Raw genomic sequence first — 19,055 nt, 5'->3', positions numbered from 1 at the left:
CTTAAATCAGCTGCGTCAGCATCCGACCTGAGGTCAGTAAAGGGATAATCCGATACAGGTCTTCCCTCTGCATGTTTTTCTTGCAAGTCCAAATAATCACGCCGGTCTGTTATCCAACCGGAGATTGCAATGAATTACGAGTTTCAAGCTTTTCGGTCATTTACGGCCCAGATGTATTGGATGGATCCGCAACCGATCAATCGTAAGTACTGGAGGAAGGATCGGTCCGACGAGCAATGGGAGGTGGAAGGGATTTATCAGAGGATTGGCGTCTCCAATAGGCTGGATAATTCTGGATGGTTGCATGTTGGGCGCCCGGCGGAGACGCTCAATTCGACCGGAGAAGGTCTGTATGTGGTAAACGTCGAACTTCCCAGGTTTTGGTTTGGTTGCTATCAGGACGACGACGGCAGATACAGCTATGACATCAGGGGCGCACAACTGGACAGTGGGGGCAGTTGGCCGTTTAACAATAGCAGTCTTGAGATCAGCAGGAATGGATATCTTGGACTCTACTACGTTTTTGCCGACGCCGGTGCGGACCCTCTGATACATCGCATGACGCTTTGGCGTCTGGAGGGCTTCGATCCGAGCCCGATCTTCCTGGCCGAGGGGGGATTTGAGGTCGGTATTCAGTTACTTGGCCCGAGTGGAAAGCGTGTGGGCCAGAGTGGGGAAGAGATGGATGAAGGAAAGGGAGTATTCAACTATATGAAAGAGCAAAAGGGTGATGAGGGGGGATTGGCATTGAAGATCATTCAAGTTGGGCGTGCGCAACCCTAGGGAGTGCGCGCTGCGGCGCAGCAGCCATTTCCTGCATTGCATGGGCCCTATCGCGGGTCAAGCCCGCTCCCACAGGATTGACACAGGACCTGTGGGAGCGGGCTTGTCCCGCGATTGCTAGAACACCTGGCGCAACACCCAGTACAACCCCCCGGCCAGCACCATCGCCGCTGGCAAGGTCAGCACCCAGGCCATCAGCAGGTTGAAGAGGGTACGCATCTGCAGCCCCGAGCCGTTGGCGACCATGGTCCCGGCCACCCCCGACGACAGCACGTGGGTGGTAGACACCGGCAAGCCGTACATGTCCGCCGCACCGATGGTGCACATCGCCACCAGTTCGGCCGAGGCGCCCTGGGCGTAGGTCAGGTGGGTCTTGCCGATCTTCTCGCCCACCGTGATCACGATGCGCCGCCAGCCGACCATGGTGCCCAGGCCCAGGGCAATGGCCACGGCGACCTTGACCCAGAGCGGGATATAGCGGGTGGCATCGTCGAGCTGGCGCTTGAACAGTTGCAGCTGGTCATGGGTACCGGCGTTGAAGGTTACCAGCTGATGCTTGTCGATCAGGCGGATGGTCTCGCTGGTCAGGTACATGTCGTTGCGCACGTTGGCCATGGCTTCGGCCGGCACCTTGTTGAGCGACCCGTAGCCTTTGACTTCGCTGCCGATGCTGCCGGTCAGGGCAGCCAGGGCCGGGATCAGTTCGGGGCTGGCGGCGGGTTGGCGGATGAAGTCGCTCAGGGTCTGCCTCGGGTCGCGGATCACAAGCTGCGGTGCGTTGCGCTGCAGGGCCTGCTGGGTCGCTTCGGCGACGCTGGCGAAGTGCATCGATTGTTCGGCCGGCATGGTCCGGTTCAGGGCATAGGCCATGGGCAGGGTGCCGACCAGGATCAGCATGATCAGGCCCATGCCTTTCTGGCCGTCGTTGGAGCCGTGGGCGAAGGATACGCCGGTGCAGGTGAGGATCAGCAAGCCACGTATCCACCAGGGCGGCGGGGTGTTGCCTACCGGCGCCTGGTACAGGTCGCGGCGCTTGACCAGCATGCGCAGGGCCACCAGGAGCAGCGCGGCGCAGGCGAAGCCGACCAGGGGCGAGAGCAGCAGCGAGTAACCGACCTTGCCGGCCTGGGCCCAGTCCACGCCGCTGGTGCCGTCGCGGCCATGCATCAGAGCATTGGCCACGCCCACGCCGATGATCGAGCCGATCAGGGTATGCGAGGATGAGGCCGGCAGGCCCAGCCACCAGGTGCCCAGGTTCCAGATGATGGCCGACAGCAGCAGGGCGAAGACCATGGCAAAGCCGGCCGAGGAGCCGACCTTGAGAATCAGTTCCACCGGCAACAGGGCAATGATGCCGAAGGCCACGGCGCCGCTGGAGAGCAACACGCCGAGGAAGTTGAAAAAGCCGGACCACACCACCGCCACCGACGCGGGCAGGGAATGGGTGTAAATCACCGTGGCCACGGCGTTGGCGGTATCGTGGAAGCCGTTGACGAATTCGAAGCCCAGGGCGATCAGCAAGGCGACGCCCAACAGCAGGAACGGGGTCCAGGTGGTGACCACGGTGCCCGTCGCCTCGACATCCTGGAACAAGCTCCAGGCCGAATAGAACAGGCCGGCCATCAGCAGGCCGAAGAACAGCACCAGGGTCATGCGCCCAGGCCGTTGGTGCAGGCGTGGCCGCGGGTCGGTTGTGGCCAGCGATGGACGACTGGCCAGCGTCGGGGTGGTCATGCAGACTCCGGATTGCGTTACTTCAGGCGTCCAGCATAGGAAGAAACGGCGATATCGACGTGACTTCGGTCAAGGAAAGTCCTAGGTTGAGTAAAAAAGGGCGAGGTTTCCGATGATCCGTTGCAAGCGCGTCTATGATCCTGTCGAGGCCAGCGACGGCCAGAGGGTGCTGGTCGACCGGCTGTGGCCGCGCAACAAACGCAAGGACCAGTTGCACGCCCTGTGGCTGCCGGAGGTTGCACCGTCCACGGCATTGCGCCAGGCCTTTCACCGGGGCCAGGTGGATTTTGCCGGGTTTGCCGAGCGCTACCGGCAGGAACTGGCGGCGCGCCCCGAACACTGGTGGCAACTGTTGGGGCTGGTGGAGCAGGGTGAGGTGACCCTGCTCTACGCCGGCAAGGACACCATGCAAAACAATGCCCTGGTGCTGGCAAGCTGGCTGGAGGATGAGCTGGAGCGGCGAGGGCCGTCGAGCTCGCCGGTCTGCTACGCCGCCGAACTGAAACCCTGAAGGAGGCCGGCGTGCGCCGTACCCTGTGAACCTGACACCATGCACCTGAGCCCAGCCACCGACCAGCACCTCACCTTCGCCCGCGACCTGACCCGGCGGGCCATGCTGCGCTATTACTTCGAGTTCGACCTGCTGTGGATCGAGGAGGCTTTCAACCAGGCCTGGGGCTGGCGCGAGCAGTGGTTGATTGTCGACGATGAGCAGGTCCTGGGGTATTGCAGCCTCAGCCAGGACCGCCAGGCCCTGTACATCCGTGAACTGCACCTGATTGAGAGCGCCCGCGGGCGTGGCGTGGGCACCCGGGTACTGGAGCAGTTGGCCACCTGGGCCGCCGAGCGGCGCCTGCCGTCGATGCGCCTGACGGTGTTCAAGAGCAACCCGGCGCAGGCCCTGTACCGGCGCCAGGGCTTCGACGCGGTGGGTGAGGATGAGTGTTTCGTGCGCATGCAGCGGACCATTGACTTGTGTGCCGGTGCAGGTCCCGTGCATAGTGCTACACCGTATGGGTGATGTAATAAGGATGTTGTGCCATGAACGGAATCGGCTCCCGTCTGCGGGAGGAAAGGGAACGCCTGGGCCTGACCCAGCGCGTGTTCGGTGACATCGGTGGGGTCGAACCCAACGCCCAGGGCAAGTACGAAAGCGGCGAACGAACGCCCAAGGCCGACTACCTGGCCGCCGTTGCCGCGCGCGGTGTGGACGCCCTGTATGTATTGAGCGGGGAACGCACGCCGCTGCCCCAGGGCAGCCTGAGCCCGGAGGAAGACCGGCTCCTGGGCTGTTTTCGCACCCTTTCGGCCAGCGACCAGGCCGCCATCCAGCAATTGCTGGGCAGTCTGGCCGATGCACTGCCGCAGGCCGCCAGTTATCCACGGAGCGTTTTTACGCGTACAGCGGGCAAGGGCAAATCGGCATCGACACGATGACGCGTTCCAGTATGTTTGCCGCATGGTTTTTTGCTAAGGTGGCGGGATCCAATTGCCGCCGCAGTGCGAGGTGTCTGCTTGATTAGGGTCCTGGTGGTCGATGACCACGATCTGGTGCGTACGGGCATCACTCGCATGCTGGCCGATATCGATGGCTTGCAGGTCGTGGGGGAGGCCGACTCCGGCGAGGCTTCGCTGAAGGTGGCGCGCGAGCTCAAGCCCGATGTGGTCCTGATGGACGTGAAAATGCCCGGGATCGGCGGCCTCGAAGCCACGCGCAAACTGCTGCGCAGCCACCCCGACGTGAAAGTGGTGGCCGTCACTGTCTGTGAAGAAGACCCGTTTCCCACCCGCCTGTTGCAGGCCGGTGCCGCCGGCTACCTGACCAAGGGCGCGGGCCTGGATGAAATGGTCCAGGCCATTCGCCTGGTGTTCGCTGGGCAGCGCTACATCAGCCCGCAGATCGCCCAGCAGCTGGCGCTCAAGTCGTTCCAGCCCCAGGGCTCGCCGTTCGATGCGCTGTCGGAGCGGGAAATCCAGATCGCCCTGATGATCGTCGGTTGCCAGAAAGTGCAGATCATCTCCGACAAACTGTGCCTGTCACCGAAAACGGTCAATACTTACCGTTACCGGATCTTCGAAAAACTCTCGGTCACCAGCGACGTCGAACTGACGCTGCTGGCGGTCCGCCATGGCATGGTTGACGCCAGTCTCTGAGCCCATGACCCCAACGTTCGATTCAAGTGCCTTCCTGGCGACCTGCAGCGGTCGCCCGGGCGTCTACCGGATGTTCGACGGCGACGCCCGGCTGCTGTACGTCGGCAAGGCGAAAAACCTCAAGAAGCGCCTGGCCAGCTATTTCCGCAAGACTGGCCTGGCGCCGAAGACGGCTGCCCTGGTGGGCCGGATCGCCCAGGTCGAAACCACCATCACCGCCAACGAGACCGAAGCGCTGCTGCTGGAGCAGACGCTGATCAAGGAATGGCGTCCGCCCTACAACATCCTGCTGCGCGACGACAAATCCTACCCCTATGTGTTTTTGTCTGACGGGCCGTTCCCGCGGCTGGGCATCCACCGTGGGGCCAAGAAGCAGAAGGGCAAGTATTTCGGGCCTTACCCCAGCGCTGGCGCCATTCGCGAAAGCCTCAGCCTGCTGCAGAAGACCTTCTTCGTTCGCCAGTGCGAGGACAGCTACTACAGCAACCGCACCCGGCCGTGCCTGCAATACCAGATCAAGCGCTGCAAGGCGCCTTGTGTCGGGCTGGTGGAGCCCGAGGAATATGCCGTGGATGTGCGTCACTCGGTGATGTTTCTTGAGGGGCGCAGTCATCAACTGACCAATGAGCTCAATGCCGAGATGGAACAGGCGGCCATGGCCCTGGAATTCGAGAAGGCCGCCGAACTGCGTGACCAGATCGCCTTGCTGCGTCGGGTCCAGGACCAGCAGAGCATGGAGGGCGGCAGCGGTGACGTCGACGTGGTGGCCGCCTTCATCAACCCGGGCGGCGCCTGCGTGCACCTGATCAGCGTGCGCGGCGGGCGGGTGCTGGGTAGCAAGAACTTCTTTCCCCAGGTGGGTATCGAGGAGGACGTGGCCCAAGTCTTGGCCGCGTTCCTGTCCCAGTACTACATCGGCAATGCCGAGCGCGACCTGCCGGGCGAATTGATTGTCAACGTGGTGCATGAAGACTTCGAGGCGATCAGTGCCGCTATTGAAACCCTGCGTGGCCGCGAGCTGACCATCAGCCACCGGGTGCGTGGCACCCGGGCGCGTTGGCAGCAACTGGCGGTGACCAACGCCGAGCAGGCGCTGATGGCGCGTCTGGCCAACCGCCAGCACATGGCCTCGCGCTTCGAGGCCCTGGCCCAGGTGCTGGACCTGGACGAAACCCCGCAACGCCTGGAGTGCTACGACATCAGCCACTCCAGCGGCGAGGCGACGGTGGCCTCTTGCGTGGTGTTCGGCCCCGAGGGACCGCTGAAGTCCGATTACCGGCGCTTCAACATCGAAGGCGTGACCCCGGGCGACGACTATGCCGCCATGCACCAGGCCCTGACCCGACGTTTCGGACGGATCAAGGAAGGCGGGGGCAAGCTGCCGGATGTGCTGCTGGTGGACGGTGGCAAGGGCCAGCTGAACATGGCCCGCGACGTGCTCCAGGAACTGGCCGTCCCCGACCTGATCCTGCTCGGCGTGGCCAAGGGCGTGACCCGCAAGGCCGGCTTCGAAACCCTGTACCTCAACGACGTGGCCCACGAGTTCACCCTCAAGGGCGACTCACCGGCACTGCACCTGATCCAGCAGATCCGTGACGAGGCACACCGCTTTGCCATTACCGGCCACCGCGCCCGGCGCGGCAAGGCCCGGCGTACCTCGAGTCTGGAAGACGTGGCGGGTGTGGGGCCAAAACGCCGTCGCGACCTGCTCAAGCACTTCGGTGGCTTGCAGGAACTGACCCGCGCCAGCATTGAAGAAATCGCCAAGGCACCGGGAATCAGTAAAAAGCTTGCCGAGTCGATTTATGCCAACCTGCATAGCGAGTAGAATGCGGGCTCACTTTGCAGCCAGTTGTGCCGATGAATATCCCAAATTTGCTTACCGTTCTTCGCGTCCTGCTCATTCCGATCTTCATTCTGCTGTTTTATGTTCCGTATCACTGGAGCTACCTGGCAGCGAGCAGTGTCTTCGCCATCGCCGCGGCCACCGACTGGCTCGACGGCTACCTGGCCCGTCGCCTGCAGCAGAGCACGCCGTTCGGTGCCTTCCTGGACCCTGTGGCCGACAAGCTGATGGTCGCCGTGGCCCTGGTGTTGCTGGTACAAGCCCATGCCAACCTGTGGTTGACCTTGCCAGCTGCGGTGATCATCGGTCGCGAAATCGTCGTCTCGGCCCTGCGCGAGTGGATGGCCGAGCTCGGGGCGAGGGCGCATGTGGCTGTGTCGAACCTGGGCAAGTGGAAAACCGCCGCGCAAATGCTGGCCCTGGTGATCCTGCTGGCCAACCCGGCTGTCCTGAGCTTCTGGGTGGTGCTGGGCTACAGCTTGCTGATGATTGCTGCCGGCCTGACCCTGTGGTCGATGGTGCACTACCTGCGCGCCGCCTGGCCGCACCTGCGCGAAGGCTCGGAAAAAAAATAAAGCTTTTTTGAATCAAGGGCTTGACGCCATTCCATGATTCTATAGAATGGCCACCACCAAGACGCGGGAATAGCTCAGTTGGTAGAGCACGACCTTGCCAAGGTCGGGGTCGCGAGTTCGAGTCTCGTTTCCCGCTCCAGATAATGTGCTGCAGATGTCCATAGATCTCTGTAAGCGCTTGAAAAAAGGGCCTTCAGGCCCTTTTTTCGTTCCAGCGAAAACCACTGAAAACCGGCCCAGTCCAGTACTTTTAAGTCCACGATTGAGTCCAGAATCCGGGTACTTTCCATACCGGATTTTCGCTAGGGACCATCGGTCTGCGAGATGAGCATCTGGCACCTGACTCTGCTCAGGAGCACGTTATGGCACTCGCGGATACGACGGTTCGACACGCCAAAATCACCGGAAAAGAATACTCACTCACTGATGCTGAAGGCTGAATCGCCCCGGATTCTCTAGACACCTTGCAAGCTCATGCGTTGAGCGGGCCTGTCGCTAACCTACGTCGTCGATAAGTATATGCCGCAGTCCGCGACTGCATTGTTCGATACGCGCCTGAACCTTGTATACGTCGCGCAGCATCTGTTCGGTTATTACCTCGTTGCTAGGGCCACTTCCTTGAGTGGTGCCATCGGCGATGATCAGTACCTGATCTGCAAAGCGCAGTGCCTGGTTTAAATCGTGGATGGCGATGAACACAATCACCTCGCGTTGGCGGGCCAGTGTGCGCATGAAGTTCAGCACCTGTACCTGGCGGTGCATGTCCAGGGCGCTGGTCGGTTCGTCCATCAGCAGGATTTCCGGCTCGCGCACCAGGGTCTGCGCGATCGACACCAACTGCTGCTGCCCGCCACTGAGTTCACCGAGATTGCGAAAGGACAGGCCGCTGATGCCCAGAGCCGCGAGAATTTCGTCCACCAGTTTCAACTCGTCATCGTGAACGGTCCACCCCGGTATCAGTTGCTTGCGCGCCAACAACACAGACTCGTAGACCGTCAACCGCGCACTGGCATTCAGTCCCTGCGGCATATAACTGATACCCGTAGGCCCTTTTTTTGAGTCCTGCAAAATCAACTGTCCGGGACCGTCGATAAGTCCGGCCATGCGCTTGAACAGCGTCGATTTGCCAGCGGCGTTTGGTCCGACCACGGCGACCACCTGACCGCCGAAAAATACTGTTGACGATACACCGCTAATGATCTTGCGTTGCCCGTAGCGGGCACCGAGATTTTCCAGTTGCAGCTTCACCATGAGCTTTTCTTCCCGCTAAGGATCAGAGATATGAAGAACGGCACGCCGATCAATGAAGTGACCACGCCTATGGGAAAGATCGCCCCCGGGATCAGGGTTTTACTGACTACGGAGCTGGCTGACAGAATCAACGAGCCGGTCAGCAGCGAGGCCGGCAGGAAGAACCGTTGGTCTTCACCGATCAGCATGCGGGCGATGTGCGGCCCCACCAGTCCGATGAAACCGATAGTGCCGACAAACGCCACGGGAAACGAGGCGAGTAGGCTGACCAAGATAAGTGTCTGAAAGCGCAGTCTGCGCACGTTGATGCCGAAACTGGCGGCCTTGTCATCCCCAAGGCGCAGGGCAGTCAAGGCCCAAGCGCGTTTGGCGAAGATTGGCAGGGTGATCAGGATCACCACGCAGATGACGCCGAGTTTCGGCCAGGTAGCCTTGGTCAGGCTGCCCATGGTCCAGAACACCACGGCGGCCACGGCTTGCTCGGTGGCGAAGAACTGCACCAGCGCCAGAAGCGCGTTGAAGGTGAACACCAGTGCAATACCAAGCAGCACTATGGTTTCGGCAGTGACACCGCGACGCATGCTCAAGAAGTGGATCAGCAGCGCCGAGAGCATGGCCATGATGAACGCATTGAGCGGCACCATGAATTGCGCCGCCAGCGGGAACAGCGCGACACCGAACGCCAGCCCCAATGCAGCGCCGAAACCGGCGGCAGCGGAAATGCCCAGGGTGAACGGACTGGCCAGCGGGTTGTTCAGGATGGTCTGCATCTGCGCGCCGGCCAGCGACAGTGCCGCACCGACGGCGACGGCCATCAGCGCCACCGGCAGACGAATATCCCACATCACCACGCGCACCTGCGGCGAGGCGCTGTCCGGTGAAATCAGTGCACCGAGGACTTCGCTCAGGCTGTAACTGGCCGGCCCCAGGGCCAGATCGAGCAACACACTGCACAATAACAGGAGCACCAGCCCCGCCAGGATCAGGCGCTTGCGCAATACCAGACGACGATAGGTCTCGCGCTGTACAACCACGGCGTCAGTCAACGAACTCATGGTTTGACCTCTGGCTGGCGCAAGCTGACAAAGTAGCCAGACTTATACGGTAACGGCAGGAAGCGCTCATGCAGCTCGCGAAATGACGCATCCGGATCAAGATCGGTGAACAGCTCGGGATGGAACCATTTCGCTAGTTGCTGGATTGCCACAAACTGATAGGGACTGTTGTAGAACTGATGCCAGATGGCGTGAAAAGCCTGGTGGTCCTGAGCCTTGATGCCGACATAGGCCGGACGCTGGGTGTACCAGGCGAGTTTTTTTTGCGCCTTATTCATGTCCGCGCCAGGACCGACACCGACCCAATGGCCGCCGGGGGCAAAGGCTTCCCAGTTGGCGGTGGTGACCACCACGTGGGCCGGATTGGCGACGATCACTTGCTCGGGATTCAACTGGCCGAATGTGGTCGCAATGATGCGCCGGGCGATGTTGTTGCCTCCGGCCATATCAACGAACAGACCGAAGTTCTCGTTGCCGAAACTCAGGCAGCAATCATCGGTGTAGCCGCCGATACGTTCGATGAATACGCTGGGACGCTGTGGGTGCAGTTTCTCGATGACGTCGGTGACTCGGTGAATCTGCTGGTTGCGAAAATCGATGAAGGCCTGCGCACGTTGTTCCTTACCAAACAGTTGGCCGAACAGGCGCATCGTCGGCTCGGTGTTCTGGATTGGGTTGTTGCGAAAGTCGACGTACACCACAGGAATGCCCAGTGCGTCGAGCTTTTCAATGTACCGCGCATCTTCAGTGGCGTATTGCGCCTCGATGTTGAGGATGATCACATCCGGGCGTTGGGAGATCGCTTGCTCGATGTCGAAGGTGCCGTCTTCAAAGCCGCCGAAGGTGGGGACTTTGGCGATGTCGGGGAATTTGCGCAGGTATGCGTTGTAGGTGTCCGGATCCGACTGAATCAGATCCTTGCGCCAACCGACGATGCGTTCAATGGGGTTTTGCGTGTCGAGGGCGGCGACTAGATACAACTGTCGTCCTTCGCCAAGAATGACGCGTCTGACCGGCAGGTGAACCTTGACCTTACGCCCCAGCAGATCAGTCACCTCGGTCCGCGCTGTATCTGCATCGGCGGCGTGCACATTACGCGGTACCAGGAAGAACAGACCCAGCAGTCCTGCCAGTAGCAGCGCAGCAAATGCGTAGCTGCGTCGATCAAAAATCACCATGGTCAAAGCCTTTGCAAAGTCAGATCGTTCAGCGGTTCACACGCCGACCGACTGAACGTTTCAGAAATCGACAGTTGCCGACAGTAATAAAGTGCGCGGTGAACCCTGAGAGAACGCGCCATATGAGGCGACGCCCGACCAGTATTCTTTGTCGAACGCGTTCTGCACGGTGGCGCGAAATGTGGTCGGTCGTTCGTCGATGCGCGTGGTGTAACGTGCGCCGACGTCGAAACGGGTCCAGTCATCAAGTTTTTGAGTGTTGGCCTGGTTCACGTACTGGCTTGCGGTATGGATCGCACCACCTGTCAGCGTCAGTCCTTCGAGCCACGAGGTATCCCATTCGGCCCACAGATTGGCTTGCACCTCGGGTACGCCTACCGGCTTATTGCCACGGTTGCCAGCCACCGAGGTTTTGGTCAACTGCGCATCGAGCAGGGTCACGCCACCGAGCAGCCGAGTTCCAGGGGCGACTTCGCCGAACACATTCAACTCCAGGCCGCGATTGCGTTGCTCGCCCTGCACAGAAAACACCCCGGAGGCCAATTCGCCGCTCGGTTTGGTGATCTGGAAAAGAGAAAGGGTGGAGCTGAAGGTGCCGTAATCGGCCTTGACCCCGAGTTCATGCTGACGGGAAACGTAAGGGGCAAAAACTTCACCGGCGTTCGATGCAGTGGACGGCGCAATGTCGCCTTTGCTCAGACCCTCAATGTAGTTGTAGTAGAACGAAACGTGGTCCCAGGGTCTGATCACCACGCCGTAGAGCGGCGTGATCCGGCCGTCGTCGTAGGACGTGGTGACGACTCCGGCGGCGTTGTAGTTGTCGGATTTGATGTTCTGCTGGCGTACGCCGACGGTTAGCTGCACCCGTTCATCGAGCACTGACAGCGTGTCAGCCAGTGCCACGCCAGTCTGTTCGCTCTCGGATACTTTCGGTGTGTCCGGCTTGGGGATGTTGGGCTTTGGACGATCCACCGGGTGATAGATGTTCGACAGGATCGGAGCGCCGGATATGATCCCGCGCGACAGCACATCGCGATAGCGGCTGACTTGCAGGGACGTGCGGTGATTGATCGGCCCGGTGTCGAAATGCAGGCGTGCACCGGCATCGAGGGTGTAGCGCTCGACTTCGAACTTGTAATAGCCGGGAATCGACGAGGTATCACCCGCGGCATTGACGATGGTCGGCGTCTGGTCGGACATCCGGGCGACATCCGACTTGCCGCCGCCAGCGTGGGCGAAGACAGTCAGTGCGTCGCTCAGATCGTATTCGCCGCTGAGCAGGGCGGATTTGTCACGGGTTCGCGACCAGCCCCATTCCTGGCTTACATTGGTACGGCCGTTGGCCGCCGAGGGAATGTCCACGCCTGGGGCGATCAGAAAGGGCCGCGAGGCGGCGTCGAACTGCTCCTCCTGATTGAGCCAGTCGAAGCTGGTGCGCAGGCGCTCACCTTGATAATCAAGGGATAGTGCACCGATATCGACATGGCGCGTTTGATCGTTGATCACGGTGTCGCCCTGTTGCGTGCTGCCATTAAGGCGCACGCCGAACCGGCGTTCTTCACCAAAACGTCGGCTGACGTCGAGGTGGCCGCCGAGTTGCGAGTCCATGGCGTAGCTGGCGGTGAAGCGGGTCAGGTCTTCATCGAGGGAGCGCTTTGGCACCACGTTGATCACACCGCCGACCGCATTGTTAGGCGACATGCCATAGAGCAAGGCCCCGGGGCCTTTGACCAGTTCGATGCGCTCGGCGTACTCGGTGAACACCCGGTAGTTGGGGGCCACACCGTAGACGCCATCGAACGCCAGTTCACCGAGGTTGCCTTCACCAACGGGAAAACCACGGATGAAAAACGAGTCGACGATGCCCCCGGTTTGCCCGGTGGAGCGCACCGAGGAATCACGCTCCAGTACATCGGCGACGGTGACGGCCTGTTGATCTTTGATCAGCGTCGAGGTGTAGGTGCTCACGCTGAAAGGGGCATCCATTATATCGGTATTGCCGAGGATGCCTAAGCGTCCTCCATTGGCCACTTGTCCGCCAGAATACACTGGTGGCAAAGAGTCGCCGCGCTTGTAGGTGCCGATTACTGCCGTTTCGTCCAGCGTAAGCTGACGCGGAACCAGGGTGTAGCTGCCATCGCTGCGCAAAACCATTTCCAGGCCACTGCTTTGCAGCAGGCGATCAACTACCTCCTGAGTCGAAAAATTGCCAACCAGCGCAGGGCTGGACAGGCCTTCGGTCAACGAAGGTTGGAAGGACAGGGCAATGCCAGCGTCGACGGCAAAACTCGACAGGGTCGCGCCAAGCGGCCCTGCGGGAATGTTGTAGGCACGAACCGCGACAGCGTCCAACTGCACCGGCACGTCGGCCAGGACAAACGGGCTGACGGTTCCGATCAGGACAAGACTGAACAACGCACTGCGAATAACTGGTTTGAACTGACGATCCGGACGCAGATGGCGTGCAGCAGGCATGAATGGATGAACCTATAAACAGGACGGTAAAGTTCTTCTCCCCAATAGCCAGTCGAGATCAAAAAAAGTATCACCGGTACGGCAATTTTTTTTCGACGACTCAGGAGGGGGAAAGCATGACCCAGAAGCCATTCAGATGGTCGCTGACAAGGATCGGGTAGGTTTGCGCCAGCATGTTCAAGGTACGCTGGGTGTCGCTGATGGGGTAGGCACCGGAAATGCGCAGGTCGGCAATTGACGGGTCGAGGCGCACAAACCCACGGTGATAGCGCGTCAGCTCGCCGACAAAGTCGGACAGGCGCATCTTGTCAACCATCAACATGCCTTTCGTCCAGGCGCCGACGTAGCGGTCGGCAACGGTGATCTGGCCAAAGGTGTGGGAAGAAAAATCGGTGCGTTGCCCGGCATTGACGATCAGCGGTGGTCCCAGGCGATTTTCTGCCAGTTCTACCTTCACTGCTCCTTCTAGTACGGCAAGGTGCGTGCGTGGTTGCAGTTCGCGAACAGTGAAGCGCGTGCCCAGAGCCTGCATTCGGCCCTGGCGGGTGCTGACCAGAAATGGCCGGGGCGACGGTGAGTTGTCTGGCGCGGTCTGCACCAGTATTTCGCCTTCGCGCAGATGTATGAGGCGTTGGCTAGCGTCGAACAGCACGTTGATGGCGCTGTCGGTGTTAAGGGTGATTCGCGAACCGTCGGCCAGGGTCAGTTCGCGTCGCTGGCCAACAGCGCTGCGATAATCGGCCGACCATTGCAGGGACTCTGCCAGCTTCCAGCTGCCCCAGCCGGACGGCAGGATCGCCAGGATCATCGCCAGTTTACCCAGCGCTGCACGACGCCCCGGGCTGTTTGGTCGATCAAGCGCCGACATCGCCAGAGACGGCGGTAGGCCGCCGAGCTTGCTCTGCAACAACTGCGCCCGCGCCCAAGCACGACCGCGCTCGGGAGTGCTGGCTTTCCAGCATTCCCATTCGGCATGTTCAAGGTTACTGAGTTCGCCTTCACTCAAGCGAATCAGCCAGTCGGCGGCTTCTTCAAGGGACTGCTGATCGGAGGGAGGCGTGTTGCGACGGGTGAGCATTCACTCCACCAGCAACAGACATTGCACGAAGGCTTGCTTCATGTAGCGTTTGACGGTGATCAGCGATACGTCCAGTTGCTCGGCAATGTCGTGGTATTTCAGGCCGCTAATCTGCGAGAGCAGGAACGCACGTTTGACGAGCGGCGGCAGTGCATCGAGCATCGCGTCAATTTCGTGCAGCGTCTCCAGGACCATAAAGCGCAATTCCGGCGAAGGCACTTCCGGTGAGGGCACATGGGCAAGAGCGTCCAGATAGGCGCGTTCCAGTGCCTTGCGCTGATACCAGTTGGACAGGATGCCCTTGGCCACGCAGCTCAGGTACGCACGAGGCTGCTCGATTTCAGTGACCCGTGAGGCGAGGATGCGGGTGAAGGTATCCTGTGCCAGATCCGCTGCATCCATGGCGCTACCCATTTTTTTTCTCAGCGTCTCGTACAGCCAGCCGTGATGGCCGCTGTACAGGGCTTCGATCGCGAGCAGGTGGTTGTCGTTATTCGCGGGAAGGGTTTCACTCATGGCTGCAGATTTTCATGCAATTGAGAAGTATTCCCAATGCTAAATTACAAACCGGCTTTGACGCAAGCGCCGATTGGTGTCCCGTTCAAACTCTCGGCAGACGGCCAAGCGCAGTGATCATCGCATCGATTTCCGCTTCGGTATTGTATGCATGAAGCGAAGCGCGACTGACTTCCAGCAAGTTCCTTTCTTGCATATCGAGCAAGGTCGAACGGAACGTCGAGGTCGTCACGTTGATGCGTTTGCCCTGTGCGGCCAGCCACTGCTGAACCTGCGCTGCGCTGCTGCCCTGATGAGTGAATGTTACGATGCCAGATTTGACGCTGCCGACGTCGCACGGTGAGATGCCCGGGATATCCGCCAGACGCTGACGCAGGTAGCCGGCCAGATGTTGAATGTGCAACCACATCGGTTCGATGCCTTGTGCCAATGCGTACTTCACCGCAGCACCGAGGCCCAGCTTGGCGGCGACGTTGCATTCCCAGTTCTCGAAGCGGCGGGCATCGGCGCGAATATTGAAGGTGTCGGCTGTCTGCAACGATGCAGCGTGCAGGTCGAGCAACACCGGCTCCAGGTTCTGGCACAAAGACCTTTCCACATACAGAAATCCCATGCCGCGCGGTCCGCGAAGGTACTTGCGGCTGGTGGCTGCGAGCATGTGACAACCGATTTTCTGCACATCGATCGGCATCTGCCCGACACCCTGGCAGGCGTCCAGCAGAAACAGCACGCCGGCAGCGCGGGCGAGGGCGCCAATCTGTTCGATGGGCTGCACCGGCCCTCCGTTCGTGGCGATTACCGGCAAGGAGATCAATGCGACGCGCTCGTCCTCGAGCATTTTTTTCAGTGCCGGCAATGACACCTGGCCGTGTTCATCGTTTGGTATGACGCGTATTTCAATGCTGCGCCGTTGCTTCAATTGCAGGTAAGGAATGTAGTTGCCGGCGTACTCGGTAGTCGAGGTCAACACCACATCACCGGGTTGCAAAGGCAATGAATAGAAGGCCATGTCCCAGGCGCGCGTCGCGTTCTCGATAACGGCGATTTCGTCTGGTTGAGCGTTGATCAACCGCGCTATGGCGCCATACACGTTTTCCAGTTCGGCCGCGCATTGCCCAGCCGCTTCATACCCGCCAAGGCTGGCTTCGAGCTGGATATGGCGGGTCACGGTTTCGATCACCGGCGTCGGCATTAGCGCCGCGCCGGCATTGTTGAAGTGGATCAGTTGCGCGACAGCGGGCGTATCGGCGCGCAGTTGTTCAATGTTCAAAGCACAAACTCCTTAATCAATCCCTGGGCGGGGCATGACTCGGTTGTATGACCGCCGGCCAGTAGCGCAGCGCGACAATCGGGATCAACGCCACCACGTAGGCCAGGCAAACGAACAGGTAGGTGTATTGCAAGCCGTAAACCTGGCTGAGTAAGCCACCGGCTGAAATCCCCGCGATGGAGGCAAATTGTGCCGTGCCCTGGGCAATTCCCAGCACGTGACCTTGTTGCGAGCTGTCGGCGGCTTTCGAGATCAGCGCCATCAGCACCGGCGTAGTAGCACCGAGCAGTACGCCCCAAATGAAGTAGGCGACAACGAACACGACCGGATTACGCGTGACACCCGCCACAGCTGTCAGGGCGATGCAGCCAAGCACAACGTAGGTCATGCGATGCAGGGTGTCCTGCTGGCCGCGGTGTTCGAAATAGCGCGACCAGGCCGTGGCCGAAAGAATGAATCCCAGAGCCAGCAATCCGTAGCACAGGCCGACTACCGAGTTGCTGACCTCGAACACCGAGCTGACATACAGCGAAAAAGAAGTCTGTGGCAGCATCCGCGCAAGCAACAGAATGCCCATCACAGTGAGCAGCGACAGTAGGGGCGAGCCTTGCCAGATACTGCCCGTACGGTCGGCGGGGGGAGTCTTGTCGCAAGCCGGGGCTTTCTTCATCGGCGGTACATCCGGCAAGGTCACAGCGGCGATCACGGTGCATACCGCACACAGTGCCGAAGCGATGATGTTGATCCAGAAGAATGTCGCGTAATCAAGGATCAAACCACCGATCACGGCGCCGAGCAACGAACCGACATTGGTCGAAATTTGCAGGATGGCAAACAATCGTGCCCGCCGTGATGGAGCCTCGATGCTCACGCCATAAGCCTGCGCCGGAGCGATGTAGCCGGCGAAAGCGCCTTGCAAGAAACGCAGGATCAGAATGATCCAGATGTCACTGAACAGGGCCAGCCCAAGTTGGGTCAACGACAAACCGGCGAGGGCACGGATCATCATCAGCTTATGGCCATAACGGTCGCCGATACGGCCCCAGAATGCGCTGGTCAGAATAATGCCCAGCATCGGCCCGACGTACACGGCGATGCTGGCGAAGCTGAAAACCGACTCCGAAGTGGTCAGCCCATGCAGGTGGACAGGCCAGAACGGCCCGCTCATTTCCATCGCACCCATCGATACCAGCTGGATCGCAAATAGAAGATAAATCAGGATTCGTACTCTCGAACCCTGGATGACACCTGCTTGGGACATGAGTCAGCCTCGGTTAAACGCTAGCGAGCGGGTTGGTCAGGGTGTGTTGCAAACGATAGTTGCTGTATTGCATCAAGTGCATTCGCAGCAACGACCGGGTTGGCCACGGATCTTCGACGAACGCCTTGTGTTCAGTCTCCCACAACGCCGGCGAAACACGGTGGCGTACGGCTTCGAAGGCCAGATCGGTTTCTTCGCGCAACACCTGCCACAACCGGGTGTTGTTCAACCCGTACTCCTTGGTCAGCCACAACGCCATCTCGTGCAGATGTGTGAGGAATGCGGCATCGAGCACGAACATGCGCACCGGTTCGATATCATCCCAGAACACCGTCGGCAGAATACCCGGCTGGACATGCGGTTGCAGGCTGTATCCACGCCCTTCCAGTAGCGGCGCGTAAGTGCGGCCATCGCCGAAATCACGGATCAGTAGGCTCCGTGCCTGGCCGTCTGGGGAGAACAGCACCATGGTGTTTTGTTGATGCGCTTCAAGGCCGATGCCATACATCAAGTAGATCGCCACCACCGGCTGAGTGACTACTTTTGCGTATTCGCGATACCAGTTTTCTACCTGGGCCGCGTTGGCCCGCACGCCGTCACGTTCGATCAGATCCGTGAATAATGGACGACCATTGCCGGGCAGTCGGGTAAACAATGATGCCACGGTAATTGGCAGACGATCGTCGTTGCGCTCAAACGCAGGCTTGCTGGAGCGATAGACCACAGACAAGTGGCGGCCGGGATGATCGTCTTGAGTGACCGCGTTCTTGTAGCGCACGCCGATTTCTTCCGGGAAGATTTCCAGATGCTGATCGAAGCCGTTTTCCACCTCCAGAATCTTGGTGATCACCGTGCTGATGCGCGGGCCCATGTGTATCGATTTGGCTTGCAGGCTGCGCAGCTCACTGGTCATCCACACGGCAATCGGCAGCTTGATCAGCGGCGCGCAGTCATCCAGCACCGGCATCATGGTGCGATAGGACATGGTCGGCAGGGTGGAAATGTCCGGCCCGTCGGTGATCAGGATGCCTTCTTCGATTTCCGCTGCGAATGTCTTCAGGACGTAGGCTTGCAAGTGCCAGGCGTGAATCGGCAACGGCAGCCACTGGCTCTCGTCCAGGCCTTTGCTGTTGAGCGAAGCTTTCCATTGCTCCCATTGCGCTGGGAAATTGCTGGCGAACCAGTCGTGGTAACTGGTCACGTGCGGCATGCTTTCGCTTTTAGCGTTGTCGGCACGCAGCGAGGCGATACGAAGCGGCACCTGCGCATTGAACTCGGGGGACAGTTGATTGACTTCGGCATCGGTCAGACCCGGGCGCGATTTCCACGTCGGGTAGTACGGATGACCTTCCAGTGAACCCCACTGATCAAGCAGGATTGCGGCGTCCTTGGTTCTGGCATGCTGGCGCAGGTAGTCGGTAAAGCTGTCGAGGCCCTGATCCCGGGCGGCCTGTTGCAGCTTGGCGTTCCATTGCTGGCGATGCTGACGGGCGTGGGCATCGTTGGTCAGGCTGTTTTCCATGTCTGACTTGAGCCCTGCCACACCTTCGTCAGTGGGGTCGAAGTCGAAGCTGTCGCGCAACACATCCAGCATGTCCTGATGGCTGGTGATGACCTGGCGTACGCCTTCGTCGGTGACCAGCACCACGTCACCGTCGTTGACCACGGTGTCGGCCGGGCCTTTGGCGATGTCGGAAAAGGCCAGATGAGCGCGGCCTCCCTTGAGTGGGTAAGTGGCCTGGTTGCCCTCGGCGGAGAAGTCCAGGGCCGAGCGGTCGAGGATGTTTTCCGCAAAAAGGCAGCGAATCAAGCGTCGCATGGCGTTTTTGCGTGAGTAGGCGATCAGTGTCTTGAAGTCATCCATATCAGCGGTCTGCTC

General features: G+C 60.0%; 17 protein-coding genes and 1 tRNA gene. 8 read left to right on the top strand and 10 right to left on the bottom strand.

Annotated features, from left to right (window positions below; translation table 11 throughout):
• Window positions 1-129 precede the first annotated feature (129 nt).
• On the top strand, window positions 130-783 hold the full coding sequence (locus tag ACIQUS_RS23645) for a hypothetical protein (protein WP_403052324.1): 654 nt from the start codon (window positions 130-132) through the stop codon (window positions 781-783).
• Window positions 784-900: 117 nt separating this feature from the next.
• Here ACIQUS_RS23645 and ACIQUS_RS23640 read toward each other — a convergent pair whose 3' ends face one another.
• Window positions 901-2,517: an inorganic phosphate transporter gene (locus ACIQUS_RS23640; protein ID WP_403052321.1), complete on the bottom strand. Its 1,617-nt coding sequence runs from the start codon at window positions 2,515-2,517 to the stop codon at window positions 901-903.
• Between the two features lie 112 nt (window positions 2,518-2,629).
• Between ACIQUS_RS23640 and ACIQUS_RS23635 the strand changes: the two genes are divergently transcribed.
• From ACIQUS_RS23635 to ACIQUS_RS23605, 7 genes are all read left to right on the top strand, one after another.
• Window positions 2,630-3,028 carry a DUF488 domain-containing protein gene (locus tag ACIQUS_RS23635; protein ID WP_403052318.1) on the top strand — a complete coding sequence of 133 codons (399 nt, stop codon included), beginning with the start codon at window positions 2,630-2,632 and terminating at the stop codon, window positions 3,026-3,028.
• A 39-nt stretch (window positions 3,029-3,067) separates the two neighbouring features.
• Window positions 3,068-3,538 (top strand): GNAT family N-acetyltransferase, encoded by a 471-nt coding sequence (locus ACIQUS_RS23630; RefSeq protein WP_403052315.1) that lies wholly within the window; start codon window positions 3,068-3,070, stop codon window positions 3,536-3,538.
• Between the two features lie 20 nt (window positions 3,539-3,558).
• Window positions 3,559-3,954, top strand: a complete 396-nt coding sequence (locus ACIQUS_RS23625; protein ID WP_403052312.1) for a helix-turn-helix domain-containing protein — start codon at window positions 3,559-3,561, stop codon at window positions 3,952-3,954.
• A gap of 78 nt (window positions 3,955-4,032) precedes the next feature.
• Window positions 4,033-4,671: a UvrY/SirA/GacA family response regulator transcription factor gene (gene uvrY, locus ACIQUS_RS23620; protein ID WP_010221877.1), complete on the top strand. Its 639-nt coding sequence runs from the start codon at window positions 4,033-4,035 to the stop codon at window positions 4,669-4,671.
• 4 nt (window positions 4,672-4,675) lie between these two features.
• A complete protein-coding gene (uvrC, locus tag ACIQUS_RS23615) occupies window positions 4,676-6,499 on the top strand; it encodes an excinuclease ABC subunit UvrC (RefSeq protein ID WP_403052308.1) in 1,824 nt (607 codons plus the stop codon).
• A gap of 32 nt (window positions 6,500-6,531) precedes the next feature.
• Window positions 6,532-7,092, top strand: coding sequence for a CDP-diacylglycerol--glycerol-3-phosphate 3-phosphatidyltransferase (pgsA, locus tag ACIQUS_RS23610; protein WP_403052305.1), 561 nt, complete (start codon window positions 6,532-6,534; stop codon window positions 7,090-7,092).
• A gap of 63 nt (window positions 7,093-7,155) precedes the next feature.
• A tRNA-Gly gene (locus ACIQUS_RS23605) sits at window positions 7,156-7,231 on the top strand.
• 356 nt (window positions 7,232-7,587) lie between these two features.
• Here ACIQUS_RS23605 and ACIQUS_RS23600 read toward each other — a convergent pair.
• The 9 genes from ACIQUS_RS23600 to ACIQUS_RS23560 all read right to left on the bottom strand — a co-directional run bounded on the left by ACIQUS_RS23600 (window position 7,588) and on the right by ACIQUS_RS23560 (window position 19,040).
• On the bottom strand, window positions 7,588-8,343 hold the full coding sequence (locus ACIQUS_RS23600; RefSeq protein ID WP_403052302.1) for an ABC transporter ATP-binding protein: 756 nt from the start codon (window positions 8,341-8,343) through the stop codon (window positions 7,588-7,590).
• Complete coding sequence (locus tag ACIQUS_RS23595) at window positions 8,337-9,398, bottom strand: FecCD family ABC transporter permease (RefSeq protein WP_403052299.1); 1,062 nt, start codon at window positions 9,396-9,398, stop codon at window positions 8,337-8,339. Before ACIQUS_RS23595 ends, ACIQUS_RS23600 begins: the two co-directional genes overlap by 7 nt.
• Window positions 9,395-10,576, bottom strand: coding sequence for an ABC transporter substrate-binding protein (locus tag ACIQUS_RS23590; RefSeq protein ID WP_403052296.1), 1,182 nt, complete (start codon window positions 10,574-10,576; stop codon window positions 9,395-9,397). The genes ACIQUS_RS23595 and ACIQUS_RS23590 overlap by 4 nt, the downstream gene beginning before the upstream one ends.
• Before the next feature lie 60 nt (window positions 10,577-10,636).
• Window positions 10,637-13,051 (bottom strand): TonB-dependent siderophore receptor, encoded by a 2,415-nt coding sequence (locus ACIQUS_RS23585; RefSeq protein ID WP_403052293.1) that lies wholly within the window; start codon window positions 13,049-13,051, stop codon window positions 10,637-10,639.
• A 100-nt stretch (window positions 13,052-13,151) separates the two neighbouring features.
• The gene (locus ACIQUS_RS23580) at window positions 13,152-14,129 is read right to left on the bottom strand and encodes a FecR domain-containing protein (RefSeq protein WP_403052290.1); all 978 of its coding nucleotides are present in this window, start codon (window positions 14,127-14,129) and stop codon (window positions 13,152-13,154) included.
• On the bottom strand, window positions 14,130-14,645 hold the full coding sequence (locus tag ACIQUS_RS23575) for a sigma-70 family RNA polymerase sigma factor (protein ID WP_403052287.1): 516 nt from the start codon (window positions 14,643-14,645) through the stop codon (window positions 14,130-14,132).
• Window positions 14,646-14,730: 85 nt separating this feature from the next.
• Entirely contained in the window at window positions 14,731-15,915 is a 1,185-nt protein-coding gene (locus tag ACIQUS_RS23570) for an aminotransferase class V-fold PLP-dependent enzyme (RefSeq protein ID WP_403052284.1), read from the bottom strand.
• 16 nt (window positions 15,916-15,931) lie between these two features.
• Complete coding sequence (locus ACIQUS_RS23565; protein ID WP_403052281.1) at window positions 15,932-17,176, bottom strand: MFS transporter; 1,245 nt, start codon at window positions 17,174-17,176, stop codon at window positions 15,932-15,934.
• A gap of 13 nt (window positions 17,177-17,189) precedes the next feature.
• Window positions 17,190-19,040, bottom strand: a complete 1,851-nt coding sequence (locus ACIQUS_RS23560; RefSeq protein WP_403052278.1) for an IucA/IucC family protein — start codon at window positions 19,038-19,040, stop codon at window positions 17,190-17,192.
• Window positions 19,041-19,055: the final 15 nt, after the last annotated feature.

The sequence above is a fragment of the Pseudomonas sp. NPDC090755 genome (genome assembly GCF_044769005.1).
Lineage (GTDB): Bacteria > Pseudomonadota > Gammaproteobacteria > Pseudomonadales > Pseudomonadaceae > Aquipseudomonas.
This window is presented reverse-complemented; position numbering and strand designations above follow the sequence as displayed.

Excerpts from the sequence above, each read along its gene's own strand:
- ACIQUS_RS23595 (WP_403052299.1), bottom strand. The coding sequence starts at position 9,398 with ATGAGTTCGTTGACTGACGCCGTGGTTGTACAGCGCGAGACCTATCGT.
- ACIQUS_RS23645 (WP_403052324.1), top strand. The coding sequence starts at position 130 with ATGAATTACGAGTTTCAAGCTTTTCGGTCATTTACGGCCCAGATGTAT.
- ACIQUS_RS23565 (WP_403052281.1), bottom strand. The coding sequence starts at position 17,176 with ATGTCCCAAGCAGGTGTCATCCAGGGTTCGAGAGTACGAATCCTGATT.
- uvrC (WP_403052308.1), top strand. The coding sequence starts at position 4,676 with ATGACCCCAACGTTCGATTCAAGTGCCTTCCTGGCGACCTGCAGCGGT.
- ACIQUS_RS23590 (WP_403052296.1), bottom strand. The coding sequence starts at position 10,576 with ATGGTGATTTTTGATCGACGCAGCTACGCATTTGCTGCGCTGCTACTG.
- ACIQUS_RS23585 (WP_403052293.1), bottom strand. The coding sequence starts at position 13,051 with ATGCCTGCTGCACGCCATCTGCGTCCGGATCGTCAGTTCAAACCAGTT.
- ACIQUS_RS23625 (WP_403052312.1), top strand. The coding sequence starts at position 3,559 with ATGAACGGAATCGGCTCCCGTCTGCGGGAGGAAAGGGAACGCCTGGGC.
- pgsA (WP_403052305.1), top strand. The coding sequence starts at position 6,532 with ATGAATATCCCAAATTTGCTTACCGTTCTTCGCGTCCTGCTCATTCCG.
- ACIQUS_RS23575 (WP_403052287.1), bottom strand. The coding sequence starts at position 14,645 with ATGAGTGAAACCCTTCCCGCGAATAACGACAACCACCTGCTCGCGATC.
- ACIQUS_RS23640 (WP_403052321.1), bottom strand. The coding sequence starts at position 2,517 with ATGACCACCCCGACGCTGGCCAGTCGTCCATCGCTGGCCACAACCGAC.
- ACIQUS_RS23635 (WP_403052318.1), top strand. The coding sequence starts at position 2,630 with ATGATCCGTTGCAAGCGCGTCTATGATCCTGTCGAGGCCAGCGACGGC.
- ACIQUS_RS23580 (WP_403052290.1), bottom strand. The coding sequence starts at position 14,129 with ATGCTCACCCGTCGCAACACGCCTCCCTCCGATCAGCAGTCCCTTGAA.
- ACIQUS_RS23560 (WP_403052278.1), bottom strand. The coding sequence starts at position 19,040 with ATGGATGACTTCAAGACACTGATCGCCTACTCACGCAAAAACGCCATG.
- ACIQUS_RS23630 (WP_403052315.1), top strand. The coding sequence starts at position 3,068 with ATGCACCTGAGCCCAGCCACCGACCAGCACCTCACCTTCGCCCGCGAC.
- ACIQUS_RS23600 (WP_403052302.1), bottom strand. The coding sequence starts at position 8,343 with ATGGTGAAGCTGCAACTGGAAAATCTCGGTGCCCGCTACGGGCAACGC.